This window comes from Paenibacillus sp. J22FR83 (assembly GCF_059691955.1).
This window is the reverse complement of record NZ_JCAUAM010000011.1, coordinates 313,155-331,031: the sequence shown is the minus strand read 5'-3', so window position 1 is coordinate 331,031 and position 17,877 is coordinate 313,155. Positions and strand designations below refer to the sequence as shown.

Here is a 17,877-nt window from a genome sequence, read left to right as displayed (position 1 = left end):
AAGAGATCACCACTTTCAAGAGTATACCTATATTATATCAAATTAACGCGGTAATGTGGTGAAATAGATGAAGAAACTTAGGCTGCCGAGACTTTCTCGACAGCCTGAAAATATCCATCTATTTCATTTGATTTCATGCGAAAAAGGTAAATAACTGGAAAAACTACAGCTATTTCAGGACATTTCCTGCCAAACTGGCAGAAATCCAAATATTAACTGTAGTTTTTCCATCTAAATGTAAATTGCAGCTACTTTGGCTGAATTTAGCTGTAGTTTTTCCAGTTAAAGTTGAGCCTGGCGCTCAGAGGGGAGCTCGACGTGGCACTTGGTGCGGTTCTGTGAACCGAAGTGTACAATTGAGCCAAGCATCAAGACTGTATCGCGACAAGTAAGTGAAATAGATGGAAAATATCCATCTATTTCATTTGATTTCATGCGAAAAAGGTAAATAACTGGAAAAACTACAGCTATTTCAGGACATTTGCTGCCAAACTGGCAGAAATCTGAACATTAACTGTAGTTTTTCCATCTAAAAGTAAATTGCAGCTACTTTGGCTGAATTTAACTGTAGTTTTTCCAGTTAAAGTTGAGCCTGGCGCTCAGAGGGGAGCTCGACGTGGTACTTGGTGCGGTTCTGTGAACCGAAGTGTAACAATGAGCGAGCTGAATGGCGCTAATCTGCTCCCAGCCAAGCACTCGCACTTCGCTCGAAGCTGAGCTCTTGCTCCCAGCCAAGCATTCGCACTTCGCTCGAAGCTGAGCTCTTGCTCCCAGCCAAGCACTCGCACTTCGCTCGAAGCTGAGCTCTTGCTCCCAGCCAAGCACTCGCACTTCGCTCGAAGCTGAGCTCTTGCTCCCAGCCGAGCACTCGCACTTCGCTCGAAGACTATGCTCTTGCTCCCACCCATGCACTCATCCATGCACCACCTCATCTAACTCCTCACTGTGCCCCCTTGCTCACCCAAAACGTTACATTATCCCCAACGAAGCCTTTTGTTCCTGCTTTTGGTTCTTGTTTCGTTACTGTACCTTTTGCCTGTGTGCTTGTTTCAATGAAGAAGTTGTAGTGGAGTCCTGCAGATAGCGCCTTTTCCTCTGCTTCCGCCTGCGTTTGACCTATCAAATTAGGTACAACTGTTTCCTCGGTGACTTCATTCATACTGGTCAGCTTAGCGTTTGGTGTGGTACTTGGGCTGACTGTTGCTAGTGGTGTACTCGTTGGCGAAGGAGAGATGATGACGACGGTTTGCACTACTTTTGGTTCTGGCCACAGATACCACACGGAGATTATCCCTATCACGAGAGCTGAGACAGAGCCTAGAGCAATTAGTTTAGCTGAACGATTAGAACGGGTATGGCTCTCATATTGCGCAGCAGGCAGGACCTCTGTGGATTCCTCAGGGATCGGCTCTTCATGTTTGATACTTGGGTTACTGGAGGCAGAAGGAGGTAAGCTACGCAGTCCGAAGACGAGAGAAGAGAGCGAGGATTGCCCATGACAAATAAATTTGATGAGGCGAATCAAAGCTAATTTTTGCTCAGTCGTCGCGCTTGGAATAGAAGCACGCTCTAGACTCGTATGCATAACCTCGAATGTATCGGAAATCGTCTCGCTGCCTGTAAGCAATTGGATCATTAAGCGGCATAGGCCAACGGCACCTTGTTCTTCGGGTTCATCTTCATCCCAATAGTTAATGACAGAAAGTTTATTGGTTTCGGTTAACCATAAATTATCCGGTCGTACGGAAAAACCTGTAATCTTGTCTTCCAAGGCATCCAGCAGGGAAACGCCTAAGTCGCTAATGATCGCGACAACAGCAGCATAGGTCCATTTGCGCTTGAACATCGTATGGGCTAATAGCGAACCACTTTTCGCTTGTAAAATAATGGTGACGGCATCCTGAGCGATAGATGTATCCAACATATGATGAAATCCATCATGAATAAACGCGGCTTTATCCTGAAGTGAGCTTATGTAATCAACACCGAGTTGATTGTGACGAAGCGCTTTACGATACAGTAAGACTTTGCGAGTCAGAAATACATCATCACCATAATGGAGAGTTCCATGAGGGAAAGAGACGATTTGTGTGCTTGGCACGTATCGTGTACCTATTCGATCGGGCATGGATTAACCATCCTCTCTGGCGTATATGATTGAGTTACTACTTATTATAAATGATTCGAAGGCAGATAGGAATTTAGGAGGAGTTTTTATTAAAATCTATTAGCAGAATACCTTAACTGTACAACTTTTTCCTTCATTTTGGAACATTCTTGAGAAAATTGAACGAAATTTATCAATTAGAAGCTCTCATTTTTTTAATAGGATTATTCTATGCGTAAGAGGACCTAAATGTTATGATAGAAGAATCATGAATTTTGACAAAATAAACCAAAAAGAGGAGGAAGTATGTTGAAAAAGGTCGCAATTTTGGGTGGCGGTGTCGCTGGATTGAGTGCCGCTCATGAGCTGATCGTACGAGGATATCAAGTATCTGTTTACGAGTTCAAAGGAATTCCAGGCGGGAAAGCAAGAAGTATGCTCTATGTAGGCAGTGGTAAAGGTGGTAGACGGGATTTGCCAGGAGAACATGGCTTTCGGTTATTCCCAAGATTCTATCGGCACGTCATTGATACGTTGAAACGAATTCCTTACGAAAATAAAACCGTTTACGATAACCTAATGGAAGTAACACGATTAGATATCGCCACTCATACAGCACCACTTCAACCTCTTCCAGCTAAAATTGTCATCAATAAAGATAATATCGTATTGGCGAAAGAACTTATTAATCATAAATTAGGACTTACCAAAGAAGATTTAGAGCAATACGGTCGGAAGCTTTGGCAAGTCATGACGAGCTGCGAAGAACGCATTCGCGAGGAATATGAAACGATCGATTGGTGGGAATTCATCGAAGCGGAGAAGCAATCTCCGGCATTCCAAAGTATATTTGCAGGTTTTACCAAAACGTTGGTTGCTTGTCAGTCCAAAGTTGCGAGTACACAAACTGTAGGGCCTGTAGCAGCTCAGATGACGCTTAATCTTTCTCTACCAGGGAAGAGCTTCGTGCGACTCCTGAACGGGCCAACGAATGACAAGTGGATATACCCTTGGTTGACATTTCTTCAGGAGCAGGGCGTTGACTATCATCTAAATGCGAAAGTAGAACGTATCCATTGTGTTAATGGTGTTATCACCAGTGCAGAAGTTACTGAGAATGGGGAAACGATTCAAATTGAAGCGGATTATTATATCGCTGCCTTCCCAGTTGAAGTGATGGGTCCGTTAATTACAGAGGCAATGCTCGAAGCGGATCCATCTCTTCAGGGAGTCCAGAGGCTTGTGGATTCCGTTGCCTGGATGAATGGCATTCAATATTACTTGAGGGAAGATGTCCCAGTAACGCATGGACACGTCATTTACTTGGATGCGCCATGGTCATTGACGTCTGTTTCCCAGAAACAATTTTGGCCAGATGTCAATTTAAGTGAATATGGTGATGGCAGTGTCAAAGGGGTGCTCTCTATTGATATATCGGATTGGGACGCACCTGGAATTCTATACGGTAAACCGGCTACCCATTGTACTCCGGAAGAAATCAAGGAAGAAGTATGGGCGCAATTGAAGCAAAGTTTGAATGTGAACGGTGCTATTATATTGAGGGATGAGACGCTTCATTCTTGGTTCTTGGATAGTGACATTCAATATGATGAAGTAGCGCAAGCTTGCACGAACGAAGCGCATCTGTTTATTAATCGAGTCGGCACATGGGAAGATCGTCCTGAAGCGTTCACGCGTATTCCGAATCTCTTCTTAGCATCAGATTATGTGCGCACCAACACGAATCTTGCCACGATGGAAGGGGCTAACGAAGCGGCAAGACGAGCAGTTAATGCCCTGTTGAAGCAAGATGAATCCAATGAGATACCTTGTGAAATATGGGAAATGTATAAGTTCGAGATGGGTAATTTCGATGTGTTGAAGGCTTTTCGCCAGCAGGACAAGAAACGCTACGACAGAGGGCTTCCTTGGAATGGTAAAATGTTAAACTCCAAGATCTAACAGGCCATTTTGTGAGGAGGTATTAGGTTGACTTTTCCGGATTTTGAGTTCATCAGACCGATTCATCAGGATGAACGGACTGTTTTATATCGTGCGATTCTTAATCAGTCTATGGAAAAAGTAATGATTAAGACGCTTCGTTCTGATTTTCCGATTTCCTCGGATATTGCTAGACTGAAGCGCGAGTATGAGATTGGAAAGATGCTGGATATCCCTTGTGTGCTTAAGCCGTTATCCCTTCCAAAATTTCAAAATAATTATGCATTGATACTAGAAGACTTCGATGGTGAAGCATTAGCAGATTTATTGCCCATGTTCAAGAAGTCCATACTGGATTTCTTAGTGGCAGCCATTCAAATCGTCAACATAGTCGGTGATGTTCATAAAAGGTATGTCATTCATAAAGATATCAATCCAAGCAATATTTACGTCAATTGGGAAAAACAAATCATGAAGCTTGGCGATTTCAGCATTTCTTCTTTTACAAGAGAACGGCAAGAAATGCTAGATCCTCTGATGCTAGAGGGAACGCTGCAATATATGTCCCCTGAACAAACAGGACGCATGAACCGGATTATTGATTATCGGACGGATTACTATTCCTTAGGTGTTACGTTCTATGAAATGCTGACGGGGAGATTGCCGTTTCAAACAGAGGATCCGGTTGAGTTAATTCATAGTCATTTGGCTGTGACCCCGCCTCCACCGCATGAATTGCTGAGCGATATTCCTAAACCGATTTCGGATATGGTGATGAAGCTGCTTTCCAAGAATGCTGAGGACCGTTACCAAAGCGCGTACGGCATCCTACAGGATCTTGAACATTGCTTGAGCCGAATGAGTGCTGGAGAAGATATTCATGGATTTACGGTTGGCATGTATGACATGACAGATCGTTTTCAAATTCCTCAAGGTTTATATGGCCGAGACAAAGAAATTGATAAACTGCTGCATGTCTATGAGCAGGCCGTTCATGGTTCCATAGAAGCGGTGTGGGTTACTGGGGAGTCTGGATTTGGTAAGACCTTCCTAATTGCAGAAACGATGAAAATGATTATGAAAGACCGTGGGTGGTTTCTCTCAGGGCGATTCGAACCGAACAAACAGCATGTATCCTATCATGCGCTATCACAAGCGATGAGAGAACTTGTGAGGCAACTGCTAACGGGTAAGAATCGACAACTCGAAGAGTACCGTGATCGACTGCTCCATGTTCTCGGAACCAGCGGCAAAGTCATTATCGATCTTGTGCCGGAGTTAGCTTTATTGATTGGCGAACAGCCCAATGCGAAGCAGCTTCCGCAAAAAGAAACACAAAACCGACTGCATTATTTACTGCAGCAATTTCTGTTGATTTTCTCGGGGAAGGATCGTCCGATCGTTCTATTCTTAGATGATCTGCAGTGGGCAGATACGGCGTCCTTACAATTCTTAGATCTGCTTTTGAATAATACACAAATGAAGTATTTCTTATTTATTGGATCATACCGTGGTGAGTATGACACGAATTGGTTGTCTTCTATGCATGTTCAACTGCTCGATAAGCTGCCGCAGCACCTTGTGATGGATCGAATCGTGTTAAAAGCGTTGAAGCTAGAGGATGTTCGAACCTTGGTGGCCGAATCCTTGATATTAGACCAGGAACAAGTAACGGAGTTGGCCTTACTTATTTTGCAGAAGACCGGAGGCAATCCATTTTTCGTCAAACAGTTTTTGACGGCCTTGCACGAGCAGGAGCTGCTTTCGTTTAATTATATAGAGAATCGCTGGATCTGGGATATCAACGAGATTCAAAAACTGCGAATTACCGACAATCTGATGTTTCTTCTTGCAGAGAAGTTGGATAGGATGCCTTCGAATACGCAACATGTATTGCGCTTAGCTGCTTGTTTAGGCGTTTCTTTTGACTTGGAAGCCCTGGGTATTATTATGGGGACATCATTCGCTGAAACTTTGCAAGAGTTGGAATTAACGATACAGAATGGTTTGATTATTCCTGTAGGGACCGATTATAAATTCTATAACGATGCACAGGGGAAAGCAGCTGCGAGAGATATCCGCTTTATGTTTGTCCATGATTCTATTCAAGAAGCTGTGTATGGCTCCGTAGAAGAAGCGAAACTGCCTGGGATGCATCTAAGTATCGCTCGAATGCTGCTCAAGGAATTGGCGAATGACGAGATTGAGAAGCGACTGCTTGAAATTGTTAATCATTTGAATTTGGGATCAGTTCTGCTGAGTAGGCAAGATGAATTAAATCAATTGCTTGAATTTAATTATAATGCGGGGCGCAAGGCGAAATCATCGAATGCTTACCGTTCTGCCATCCAATATTTCAATAAAGCCTTAGAACTCATGGACCAAATTGCGGGATTCGAGCAACAGGAGTTAGGGTTTGCAATTCGTTTAGAAAAGTCGGAATGCCTCTATCTAAGCGGTCATGCGGATGAAGCAGAAACCTTATATGAGCAATTGCTGCAAGGACCATTAACGAACGAGCAGAAGCTGGAAGTGTATAATTTACAAGTCGTCCTGCACACGAATATTGGCAAGCATCACCAAAGTATCAAGGTGGGCCTGAAAGCTTTGGCCGAGCATGGCATTCGCTTGTCTGTAGCTCCGTCCAACATGTATATCGTCATGACCTATCTGAATGTGCGCAGGTTGATCGGGCGTAGAAGTACGCTCCAGCTATATGATTTGCCGATTATGGAAGACAAGTTCCGGATGAAATTAATTGATTTAATGATGAGTGTCGCCGTTTCTGCTTATTTCGTTAATACTAATCTGTTCGTACCTTTTATGTTAATCATGACTAAACTTGCTCTGAAATATGGGAACACGCCTTCCATGGCGTATGTGTATGGTGCATATGGCTTGATTCTTGGTTCAGGTTTTGGAGATTACCAACGTGGTTACCAATACGGTCAGCTTGGCGAGCGAATGAACGCAAGGTTCCAATCTCATCAATATCGTAGTAAAAGTTACTTCTCATTAGGATTGTTTATCAGTCCGTGGGTGAAATCGTTACGAATCTGTTTGGATCAATTGAAAGAGTCGTTCCGGTGCGGAATCGAAGATGGCGATCTGGTCTTTGCGGGGTATGCGCTAACCTATCAAATGTTGATGAAGGATTTCCAGGGTGCTGTGCTTGCAGAAGTGAAAGAAGATTTGGCTAAGAACTATCGCATACTGGAACAAACGAATCATCACGATACCTTGCTGATGCTCGAGATGCTTCGTATGCTGACGTTAAATTTGGAAGGCATGTCCGTAAACCCGATTCTGTTCGGCAATCATCAAGAAGAGGAAGAGCAATTCGTTAACAAGCTTAAGTTTCACCCCAATCAGGTAATCATCCATGTGTATTCTGTTAAGAAAATGATGCTGTACTACTTATTCGGTTACTTTGAAGATGCAGTAAAGACAGGTAAGTCAACGGAGCTCTATCAAGCTGCATCATTTGGATTATTTCATATCCCTGAGAATTATTTCTATTATGTCCTTTCCATTGCCGCGGTATATCCGGAAGTCGACAGCGATGAACAGAAATGGCTTGCCAAACGAGTGAAGAAAATGCTCAGAAAGATGGATAAATGGACTGCTCATTGTCCTGAGAATTATTCGCATCTGACCTTACTCATGCATGCAGAATGGAACCGTGTGAGAGGTTTTGGACAAGAAGCAGAGCAAGGTTATGAAGCTGCTATTCGCCAGGCACGTGAGCAAGGATTTATTCAACATGAAGCGATGGCTTGTGAGATAGCAGGAAAGTATTATAAGCAAAGAGGCCGCGAGAAATTCGCTAAAACCTATTTCGTTGATGCTTACTTTGGTTATGTTAATTGGGGGGCGAAAGCGAAGGCGGATGATCTGAGACTGAGATACCCGGCTTATTTTACAAGTCGAGCAGAGTCTCCGGATTGGGCAACTACCAAAATCAGTGACTATTCCCTGCAAGCCATTGACTTCAAAACGATTATGAATACATCGCGTTCCCTCTCAAGTGAAGTGAATCTGGAGCAGCTAATCAAACGATTAATGGAAATTGTAACCTACTCTTCTGGTGCTGAGAGGAGTATCCTCGTTCTGAAAGATAAGGAATGTTTATACGTTGAAGCAGAGATGCTTGCAAGTGCAGGCAAAGACTCTTGTACGGTTAATTCTGTTTTGCTCGAAACCCGTGATAATGTACCTCAATCTGTGATTCAGTATGTGGCGCGCATGAAAGAGGGGATTGTGTTAGATGATGCGGAGAATTCTACGCTATTCTCGAACGATCCTTATATTCAGCAAGCAGAAAGTAAATCGATTTTTTGTGAACCGATACTGCACCAAGGAAATTTAATCGGCGTTTTTTATATGGAAAACAATCTAATTCGCAATGCTTTTACGTCTGATCGGTTAGATGTGATTAAGTTGCTGTCAGCACAAGCCGCGATATCCATCGAGAATGCCCGATTATATAACGATCTAGAGTCTAAGGTAAAAGAGCGTACGAATGAGTTAATCTTGATGGAGACATCGCGGCGCGATCTCTTGTCGAATATTTCCCATGACCTAGGAACTCCGCTGACATCCATCCAAGGATATGTAGAAGCGATTCTAGATGATGTTATTCAAGAGCCAGAGGAACAGAAGAAATATTTAAGAGTCGTACATATGCGTATCGTTGGTATCCAACGCTTAATTACCGATTTGTATCAGCTCAGCCGACTTGAAACGAAGCAGTTCCATTTCCAACTCGCGCCAACGTCGTGTGTGACGATGATTCGCCAGCTTTTTGGGAAATACGAACTAGATGCACACAATGCCGGGATCACGTATACGTTGAACATGGCGCAAATGGATAAGCAGGATATGCTGACAGTGGATATGGATCGAGTCGAACAGGTGTATGCCAATATTATTTATAATGCGATTAAGTTTTCAACAAGGGGTTGTTCGATCACTGTTCAAGCCCAGATAAGGGACCAACCAAATGAGCTAGTTATCCGGGTAACTGACACTGGCGTAGGCATCAGCGAAGAGGATCTGCCGCATATTTTCGAACGGTTCTATAAGGTGTCCAAGTCGCGTAGTAACTCAGGCGGAAGCGGTCTAGGGCTTGCAATTGCCAAGGAAATCGTGCAGTATCATGGAGGGCAAATTTGGGCGGAAAGCCGCTTAGGTCAGGGGTGCAGCATTTCGTTCTCGCTTCCCATACATCGCATATAAGTACTTCAAACCGTACATCTTACTAATGAGGTGTGCGGTTTTTTCATGGCAAGGTCTGTCTATACCGAAGGTGTTTCCAATGCTATTGATTTCGACTTGTGATATACTTCTGTAGATATTAGTCATCGAAGGAGTTTACACACATATGCAATCATGTAGTCATTGGGATCCAACTCATTTATGGTTTGACGAAGGTCAAATTAAGCAATTGCAACAAGATTTAAGTATGACTGGGAAGCGTGTACTGCTCGTTTATCGTGGAGGTAGCATTCGGAAGAGGTCTTTGGCATGAAGTACTACGTATACGTATTAGCTGGAGCTTGCAGCTTCGGTTTGTTATCAACTTTCGTGAAGAAAGCCTACGAGTCTGGTTTTCATGTGGGTGAGGTGGTGGGCTCACAAATCTTCTTTGGCCTCATTATGATGTGGATCATGGCTTTCGTTACGGCGAAATCTGCTAAACAAGGATCAACCGAAGCTCAAACGTTCCGTGTATCTCCTCGTAATGCCCTCTTGCTTATGTTAGTAGGAACTAGCTCAGGATTAACCGGGATATTTTATTATGCAGCCTTGCAATATGTTTCAGCATCATTTGCCATTTTATTATTATTTCAATTTACATGGATTGGTATCGTCCTAGAAGCCATTATGGATCGTAAACGGCCTAGTCGAGATAAACTTATTGCACTTATTTTTTTATTTATCGGCATTATAATGGCAAGTGGTTATCTAAAAGGGAACCTTGAAGCACCTTCTTGGCTCGGCGTAGGGCTAGGATTGCTATCCGCATTGACGTACGCGCTATTCATTGCCATGAGTGGTAAAGTCGCTAAGCAAATTGCTCCTATCACGCGTGGGGCTGTGATGCAAACAGGTTCGTTCATCATCGTCATGCTCATCTTCCCGCCTCATTTCTTGTGGAATGGGTCATTACATGAATCCCTATTGCCGTGGGCATTGCTGTTAGCCTTGTTTGGGGTGGTAATTCCACCATTGTTCTTTGCAATTGGTGTTCCACGTATTGGCGGCGGGATGGCCACGATTATGAGTGCTGCGGAACTGCCAACTGCGGTAATTATGTCCTTCATCGTTCTCCACGAATCGGTGAGTGGATTACAGTGGTTAGGTGTACTCATCACGATGTTAGGCATAGCACTACCCGAGTTAATGAAACGAAGACAAAGAGCTAGACGTCTAGAAGTTGACTGATACAGGTGGATCTCCGAGTAAGTAGGGGATCCACTTTTTTGCATAAAAAAAAGGCCTTAAGGCCTTAAAGGGAAAGCTATACAATTGCAAGTTGCTTCATTTCAAGCTTTACTGTTGTTAAGTGAGTAAGTTCAGGGAATGAGAAATGCTCAGCCAATCGGCGTATTCGCATGTAAATGGTTCGTAGTATAACGGAATCTAACTCGGTGATCATCGCTCGATTGGCAATATAGTCGGTCATCGTCATTTTGATGAGAAAAGGACTATTCCTTAAATCCGTAAGTTTCTTAGGTTGAAGCGGGTCTCCTGAGTGTGTCAGATATTTGGTTTGTTTCAAAGCGGATTGATACCTTTCGACACAGGTTCTGGAAACTGATATGTACCTTTTGCCCCCCATGGCATCTGATACGGTAAGTATTTGTTTTTTTTCATCCAAAGAGTTGCTTTTCAAATAGACGATCTCGTGAGGAGCGATGCCCTCGATAAGCAGACGAATAATAATGGCATCTTGCGGATTGATACATTGTGTCTCAATCCATTGGATTTTCTCTAGAGTAAGAATACGAAATCAACATCCCTTCAAGTTTCAACTTAGTTTTCTGCAAAATTACATTTTGGTTTTCAGAAATAAGCAACTATACATGATATGAGATGTGCGGATTAAAAATACCAAGAACTTGGTATGAGGTAACTATAGCCCAAAGTAGATGATGGGACAATGAGGGAAAAGCCCTAAATAATGTTAGTCGAATTTCGACAAATAGGCATTATTATTTCGGGCTTGATTTGGGGATCTATGATATTTCGCAGAAATGAAAGGGGAATGGCAAGGGATGTTGATGTCACATTGCTGCAATAATAGTTTTAAGTTCTTTTGTAAATTCTTTACAAGGTAGTGACAGATGGCGGCTTTTCAAGCGTAAGGTTCGGAAAGAAACTCCGAAATCCACGCCAGTAACTTCGAGTGCAACGATGCTTCCCGTCTCCAAATAAGGATCATTGCGCATGCCAGTTACCGTATAGAAGCCAATCGCGATGCCTTCGGCAATAATTCGTTTTGCTGCTTCTGAATTCCCAAGCTTAAATAAGATTGTTGGTTCGCCGTGCTTTTTGAATATGTTAATCAGGTAATCAGAAGATATCAATAGAGGTTCAAGAAGGAGTTCTTCAATGGAAATTTGAGTTCGCTGCGATAGAGGGGATTTTTTACCCACGTAGGCCATAATTCGGCAATCCAGCAAATGTTCCGAGATCAGCTGTGTATGGGGACTTTGGAAATTTCTAGCGACTGCGATGAGTCCCAAATCCACTTGTCCACCAAGGACCTCTTGGACAATCTGTGGATAATTCATCTCCATCATAACAAGCTCTACATCAGCATGTTTAGCTTTGAAGTTAGCCAATGTTGGAGGTAGAATGCTTAAACAAAGACTCGGTACGGAGGCAATGGCAAGTGAGCCTGACAATTGATTGAATTGCAAACTTGCCGTTTCTCTTAGTTCCTCCACTTTATTCATTATTTCAATAGCTTTGCTAATAATTAATTTGCCGTCTTCTGTAGGTACGGCTCCATTGCGGGAACGATTGAAAAGCTTCACGCCAAGCTCTTCCTCTAAGCTGACAATCGCTTGAGAGATGTTCGGCTGGGACACGTGAAGCTTTTCGGCTGCTAGTGAAATGGATCCTGTTTGATTAATCTCAATAATATACATGAGTTGTTCAATTCGCATAGTTCACCTTTTCTGTATGCCAGTTATGAGGTAACTATATCGGAATCGATAGAGATGGACAATATGTGAGTAGTACTATTTTAGGAGACGCCATACTCGATTGGACTGAGACTCTGTTCCCGTTGTTGCCCGTTATAAACGAAACGAGACAGTAGAATGCTAATTTCATATAAGGCAAATAAAGGAATGGCTACCATGAGATGTGAGATTAAATCAGGTGGAGAAATTAAACTGGCTGTAATAATCAGAATCAGATAAGCATATCTGCGAACTTTGTTTAGTAATTTAGGATGTAACAGCTTTAACTTGGTTAGAAACATGACGATAATCGGGAGTTCGAAGGCTATAGATAACGGGATAATAATGTTGAGCATAAAGCTAAAGTATTGAGCAACACCGTAGGTCTGAGTTAATCCAAGGCTTTCGGTAACACCTAATGTAAATTTGATGCACATCGGAAATACAACGAAGTAACCGAAAGATAAACCAAGTAAGAAGCAGAAGAATGTATACGGGATGTACCGCAGGGTGGCGACTTGCTCTTCTTTGGTTAGTCCTTTTTTGACGAAAGCCCAAATTTGAAAGAGAATGAACGGAAGTGTTAATGTGAGTGAAACTGCGAAAGCAATCAACATATAGATGCGAATGCTATCCATCGGTGAGAAGACATGCCATGTGATATCAGATGCAGACGAGCTTTGTTTCAGGTATCGTAAAATCTGCTGTGCGAAGACAAATCCAATTATTAAGGTTAGAATGACGGCAATAAGGACGCGAATAATGCGTGTGCGCAGTTCAGTTAGATGTTCGACTAGTGACATCATTTCTTTGATTTGCATAAGAACCCTCCAGTCTAGTAGTGAAAAGGTGCTAAGAACCTGCCAACATTCGTCGTAATTCTACCGTATGAAACCCGTCGGATAATTTTGTGTGAATATCAATGATGGCTTGAATATCTTCGAAAGAGTATTTACGAACGCCCCCCTTGCTTCTGTCTGGGAAAATAAGTTTGCGGTCCTCGTAGTATCGAATTTGCCTCTCGGTTAATCCAGTCAGTTCACTTACTACACCAATTTGAATTACTTTTTTCTTAGTCATCATCAGCTTGTCCCTCCAGTTTAATGTAAGGTTAACTAACTTATAAGTGACATTAATTAATGAAACTCTATCATTATCTGGAAAATCCATCAAATAAGTATTGGTTATCTTAGTATAACTATAATTTATGTCACGTTATCTTACATAAATTAAAGACTATTCATTTCCTCCCTGTTAAGTTTAAGTAGCGGATAGCCAAACTTAATCACGAGGAGATGGAAGCATGGAGAAGACACCGATCCAAGAAGAACAAATTACACGTAGACAATTTCTAACAACAGTCGGCAAATTAGGAGGGTCAGCCGCGATATTCAGTGTGATGGGTACTTTGGGACTACTCTCCCCGGAAACGATGAAAGCCGCAGATTATACACCGCCTTCAGGAAGGGATCTTACCTCGACGAATCGCAATGGTAAAAAAGTAATCATCCTTGGTGGTGGGATTGCTGGCATGACGGCGGCATATGAGCTGGGAATGGCAGGCTATCAGTGCACAATACTAGAAGCCAGAGCGCGTTCAGGCGGACGTGCATGGACAGTGCGTAGAGGAACGACCGTTACAGAAATTGGCGGCACGAAACAAGTGGCACGATTCGACAATGGCATGTATTTCAATGCAGGACCAATGCGAATTCCCCAATTTCATGTGACGCTGGATTATGCCCGTAAATTCGGAGTTGCAATAGAACCCTTCAACAATGTGAATGAGAGCGGGTACTACTATAATGAAAATGTAGGCGAGTTGTCAGGAGTGAAAATTCCTAAGCGGCAAGCAAAAGCCGATGTACGCGGCTATGTTGCAGAAATGCTGGCTAAAGCTGTTAATCAGAAAGCGTTAGATCTCCCTTTGACAACAGAAGAAAAAACGAAGCTTGTTGCGTATTTGAAAAGCGAAGGGGATTTGAATGCGGATCTGTTCTATAAAGGTTCAAGCAGAGCTGGGTATGTGGAAGAACCAGGCGGCAAATTTGACGCAGGTGTTCGCAAGGATCCATTTAGCTTGAAAGCGATTATTAATTCTGGTTTTGGTCAATTTCTCAGCAGTGAGTATGGCTATGATCAGCAGATGATGATGTTCCACCCTGTAGGTGGGATGGATATGATTGCGAAGGCATTCGAGAAACGCGTAGGTGACAAAATTCAATTCAATTCGGAAGTTCACGAAATTAAGCAATCTTCCGATGGCGTGAAAATTTTGTATAAGGATTTACTAAGCGGTGCAAATAAAGAGGTATCTGGGGATTTCTGCATCTGTACGATTCCACTTCCAGTCCTCAAGAACATTAAAGCTGACTTCTCTGCTGAGATGTCAACAGCTATTGCAAAGATTAGCTATGCAGCTGCCGGTAAAATTGGTCTTCAATTCAAGCGTCGCTTCTGGGAAGAAGACGAGATGATTTATGGTGGAAGCTCGTTGACGAATATGGATATTGCCAACATCTATTACCCGCCGAATGATTATTTTTCGAAAAAAGGAATTCTATTAGGTTATTATTCGTTTGGAGGAAATGCGGATAAACTTGGTAATATGTCGCTTGCTGCTCGAGAAGAATATGCGCTGAGTCAAGGCGCGAAGATACATCCACAGTACCACAAAGAATTCGAAACCTCGTTCTCCGTGGATTGGAAAAAGGTTAAGTATAATCAAGGCGGCTGGGCTTCCTATACGGCAGACGACCGTAAAAACTACTATCCAACACTATGTAAACCTGATGGCCGTATTTATTTGGCTGGCGAGCACATCAGTTACATTACCGCTTGGCAGGCAGGGGCTATTGAGTCTGCTCGGAAAGTGGTTACCGAAATACATGAGCGTGTCATGAAAGAATAGAAGAGAAGGAGTGAATCATGATGACAATAACGAAAAAGTGGAAGACGATCGTAGCTGCTACCGTTGGTTCATGTCTTATATGTGTAAGTGCCTATGCGGCTGGGACAGAAAAATCAAATAAATATAATGCTGAACCGATTAATGAGGTTGAATTTTATGGCAATCCAGCTTCTTCTATTGCTGCCGGCGTATCGGTCCCTGCGGGATCCGCATATTTATTCACAAGCGGTACGGTACCACCTGTTATTAATAAAGAGGGCAAGACGGTCTATGAACGTTATGGGGATACGAAAACACAGGGGATTGGCATTCTAAAGGCCATTGAAACGCAATTAAAAGATAAAGGACTCACACTTGCAGACGTTGCCTATCTTCGTGTCTATGTGACGGCAGATGCAGCCAAAGAAGGCAAATTTGATTATCAAGGCTGGTTTGATGCTTACGCGCAATTTTTTGGAACAGAAGCTAATCCTGTGAAGCCTGCTCGTTCTACGGTTGGTATCGCAAGCCTCGTTAGCTCCGATTGGTTAATTGAAATTGAGGCCGTAGCTGTGTATCCGAAGCGCCATAACCAAGACTAATGAAACGGAGATGATGTGCCTATGCTGCAAAATATTGGATTGCCTGGACTCATGTTGATTTTAGTCGTTGTATTGGTCTTGTTTGGACCGTCTAAGTTGCCTGAACTTGGTCGAGCTGTAGGTCGTACCCTGCACGAATTTAAGAATTCTGCTAGAGAGCTCGTTGGTGAAGGGAAAGAAGCGCCAGAACATCTGGAAGCACCGGAAAAACGCGTAGAAAAGGTTAACGTATAACATGTGAATGTGTACGAATAAAGCAGTAGAGGAGCCCTTGAGGGCTCCTTTTTGCCGTAGGAGTCAAGCAAAATATCGACATTCTGTCGTAAGTATGGGATTATGAAGAGAAGAGTTTTGGTAACTATTACGCAGGGAGTGAAAGGCATGTCACGCAAGTGGGAAAGAATGGTAAGTAAAAATACGAAAAAGGCAAACTTGACCCGTACCAAACAAGGGAAAGCGCCTATTTCAACAGATCCAGATCGTCCGGTCGTCTTTAAAGGAAGAAGTATTTTGTTGGCCGCGTTTTTCATTGTTGTCTCGCTTTTTTTGTTGTTTACATTGACGAAAACGGATGGGGACAAAATGTACTGGTATACAACGCTTAGTTATTTAGTTGTAGGTGTACTCATTTATTTCGTACGCAGACCGTATTTGCGAGTAACCAAGACGAATCTCTCGAAGCGAGGTCTGGCCCGGGAATTAGTGCTTGGTGCGGAAAATATTAAAGAGATTGTACACGCGCCTGGTCAAATTATCATTGAGCTTACGGGTAAGTCTCCCCGTTGGGTATATAACAAAACGTTGAACCGTTTTGATATCGCGGCGATGGCAGCTAAACTGAAGAAATTTGCAGAAAACAACAAAATTTCATATGTAGATAAAACAGTATAGGTAAAAAGCCTCCAATTCCACTTTGTGTGGAGTAGGGGGCTTTTTTTACGTGGAAAAGCGTTAGAACAATCCGGACTGCTGAATGACCGTATAGAATTGATTGAATTCCTCAATCGTCAACTGCTGCTGTGCATCAGACAGGGCTACGGCTGGATTGGGATGGACCTCAACCATGATCCCATCCGCCCCTGCAGCCAAGGCTGCTTTGGCACATGGTGCGAAGATGTCCTTGCGTCCTGTGGAATGCGTTACATCAACGAGGACTGGCAAGTGGCTTTCCTGCTTCAGTATCGGAACTGCTGAGATGTCGAGTGTGTTCCTTGTCGCCCGCTCGTAGGTACGGATGCCACGTTCAATTAACATCACCTGCGTATTCCCGCGAGAAAGGATATATTCCGCAGCGTGAAGGAACTCATCGACCGTGGCTGATAAGCCGCGTTTCAACAACACTGGAATTCGAACTTCGCCAGCGGCCTTCAGAAGTTCAAAATTGTGCATGTTTCTTGCTCCAATTTGGATCACATCAATATACTGCCCCGCGATTTCAATATGAGCGGGGTCAACGATTTCACTGATCGTCTGAAGTCCGAACTCATTCGCAACTTCTTTGAGAATTCGCAATCCGTCTAGGCCTAAGCCTTGGAAATCATATGTTGATGTTCGAGGCTTGAAGGCACCACCGCGCATGATGGTTACGCCTCTCTTTTGTAATGCAGCAGCAACGGTACGTACTTGTTCCACACTTTCCACGGCGCAAGGTCCTGCAATCATAATTGGTTTGCCCCCGCCAATCGTGGCAGGACCAAGATGAATGAGCGTGTCTTCCTGTTGTTGCTTACGACTAACAAGCAATTGTTTTTTGTGAACGGTTTGTTGTAAGGTCAGTGAAGCTTGGAATATCTGTTTGAACAGGTGACGAATGGTATCGTCATCGAAAGGGCCTGTATTCCGAGCGACCAAAACGTCCAGCATTTGCTTTTCTCTAACCGGGTCATATTTCGGTACGCCTTGCTTTTCCTTCTCCTGGCCGATCTCTTGGGTAATACGTGCTCGCTCGGAGAGCAGTTCCCGCAGTTTCTCATTTACTTCATCAATTTGATTTCTAAGGTCATCTAACGTCGTTTTCTCCATATTTGGCTCACCCTTTTACTTGAAAGCATATCGACTTTCTAGCTTTGACATATATGCACGTATACCAATTTATGTTAGAAGGGAGCCAATGTGCAGTATTTTAGCGTAAAAGGAATTCAG

General features: G+C 43.2%; 14 protein-coding genes. 7 read left to right on the top strand and 7 right to left on the bottom strand.

Annotation, left to right across the window (positions count from 1 at the left end; genetic code table 11):
• Nucleotides 1–599: 599 nt before the first annotated feature.
• Nucleotides 600–920 carry a hypothetical protein gene (locus tag AC58PV_RS21410; RefSeq protein WP_497434424.1) on the bottom strand — a complete coding sequence of 107 codons (321 nt, stop codon included), beginning with the start codon at nucleotides 918–920 and terminating at the stop codon, nucleotides 600–602.
• Between the two features lie 20 nt (nucleotides 921–940).
• A complete protein-coding gene (locus AC58PV_RS21405; RefSeq protein WP_497434423.1) occupies nucleotides 941–2,128 on the bottom strand; it encodes a PASTA domain-containing protein in 1,188 nt (395 codons plus the stop codon).
• A 285-nt stretch (nucleotides 2,129–2,413) separates the two neighbouring features.
• Here AC58PV_RS21405 and AC58PV_RS21400 point away from each other — a divergent pair, with 285 nt between their 5' ends.
• The 3 genes from AC58PV_RS21400 to AC58PV_RS21390 all read left to right on the top strand — a co-directional run bounded on the left by AC58PV_RS21400 (nucleotide 2,414) and on the right by AC58PV_RS21390 (nucleotide 10,495).
• Nucleotides 2,414–4,069, top strand: a complete 1,656-nt coding sequence (locus AC58PV_RS21400) for a hydroxysqualene dehydroxylase (RefSeq protein WP_497434421.1) — start codon at nucleotides 2,414–2,416, stop codon at nucleotides 4,067–4,069.
• 27 nt (nucleotides 4,070–4,096) lie between these two features.
• Entirely contained in the window at nucleotides 4,097–9,286 is a 5,190-nt protein-coding gene (locus tag AC58PV_RS21395) for an AAA family ATPase (protein WP_497434420.1), read from the top strand.
• Nucleotides 9,287–9,574: 288 nt separating this feature from the next.
• On the top strand, nucleotides 9,575–10,495 hold the full coding sequence (locus tag AC58PV_RS21390) for an EamA family transporter (protein WP_497434419.1): 921 nt from the start codon (nucleotides 9,575–9,577) through the stop codon (nucleotides 10,493–10,495).
• Between the two features lie 76 nt (nucleotides 10,496–10,571).
• Here the strand turns inward: AC58PV_RS21390 and AC58PV_RS21385 are convergent, their stop codons facing one another.
• The 4 genes from AC58PV_RS21385 to AC58PV_RS21370 form a co-directional block, all read right to left on the bottom strand.
• On the bottom strand, nucleotides 10,572–11,057 hold the full coding sequence (locus AC58PV_RS21385) for a phage lytic cycle repressor MrpR family protein (protein WP_497434441.1): 486 nt from the start codon (nucleotides 11,055–11,057) through the stop codon (nucleotides 10,572–10,574).
• A gap of 280 nt (nucleotides 11,058–11,337) precedes the next feature.
• Nucleotides 11,338–12,225, bottom strand: a complete 888-nt coding sequence (locus tag AC58PV_RS21380) for a LysR family transcriptional regulator (RefSeq protein WP_497434418.1) — start codon at nucleotides 12,223–12,225, stop codon at nucleotides 11,338–11,340.
• An 80-nt stretch (nucleotides 12,226–12,305) separates the two neighbouring features.
• Nucleotides 12,306–13,064 (bottom strand): twin-arginine translocase subunit TatC, encoded by a 759-nt coding sequence (gene tatC, locus AC58PV_RS21375; RefSeq protein ID WP_497434416.1) that lies wholly within the window; start codon nucleotides 13,062–13,064, stop codon nucleotides 12,306–12,308.
• Between the two features lie 31 nt (nucleotides 13,065–13,095).
• Nucleotides 13,096–13,326, bottom strand: coding sequence for a MerR family transcriptional regulator (locus tag AC58PV_RS21370; protein WP_082927955.1), 231 nt, complete (start codon nucleotides 13,324–13,326; stop codon nucleotides 13,096–13,098).
• Nucleotides 13,327–13,546: 220 nt separating this feature from the next.
• Between AC58PV_RS21370 and AC58PV_RS21365 the strand changes: the two genes are divergently transcribed.
• The 4 genes from AC58PV_RS21365 (at nucleotide 13,547) to AC58PV_RS21350 (ending at nucleotide 16,626) form a co-directional block, all read left to right on the top strand.
• On the top strand, nucleotides 13,547–15,154 hold the full coding sequence (locus AC58PV_RS21365) for a flavin monoamine oxidase family protein (RefSeq protein WP_068670994.1): 1,608 nt from the start codon (nucleotides 13,547–13,549) through the stop codon (nucleotides 15,152–15,154).
• Between the two features lie 17 nt (nucleotides 15,155–15,171).
• The gene (locus AC58PV_RS21360) at nucleotides 15,172–15,735 is read left to right on the top strand and encodes a RidA family protein (RefSeq protein ID WP_497434415.1); all 564 of its coding nucleotides are present in this window, start codon (nucleotides 15,172–15,174) and stop codon (nucleotides 15,733–15,735) included.
• 21 nt (nucleotides 15,736–15,756) lie between these two features.
• Nucleotides 15,757–15,969 carry a twin-arginine translocase TatA/TatE family subunit gene (tatA, locus tag AC58PV_RS21355; protein WP_068670990.1) on the top strand — a complete coding sequence of 71 codons (213 nt, stop codon included), beginning with the start codon at nucleotides 15,757–15,759 and terminating at the stop codon, nucleotides 15,967–15,969.
• A 147-nt stretch (nucleotides 15,970–16,116) separates the two neighbouring features.
• Nucleotides 16,117–16,626: a hypothetical protein gene (locus AC58PV_RS21350; RefSeq protein ID WP_497434414.1), complete on the top strand. Its 510-nt coding sequence runs from the start codon at nucleotides 16,117–16,119 to the stop codon at nucleotides 16,624–16,626.
• Nucleotides 16,627–16,686: 60 nt separating this feature from the next.
• Here AC58PV_RS21350 and AC58PV_RS21345 read toward each other — a convergent pair whose 3' ends face one another.
• Nucleotides 16,687–17,757: a bifunctional 3-deoxy-7-phosphoheptulonate synthase/chorismate mutase gene (locus AC58PV_RS21345; protein ID WP_497434412.1), complete on the bottom strand. Its 1,071-nt coding sequence runs from the start codon at nucleotides 17,755–17,757 to the stop codon at nucleotides 16,687–16,689.
• Between the last annotated feature and the right edge of the window lie 120 nt (nucleotides 17,758–17,877).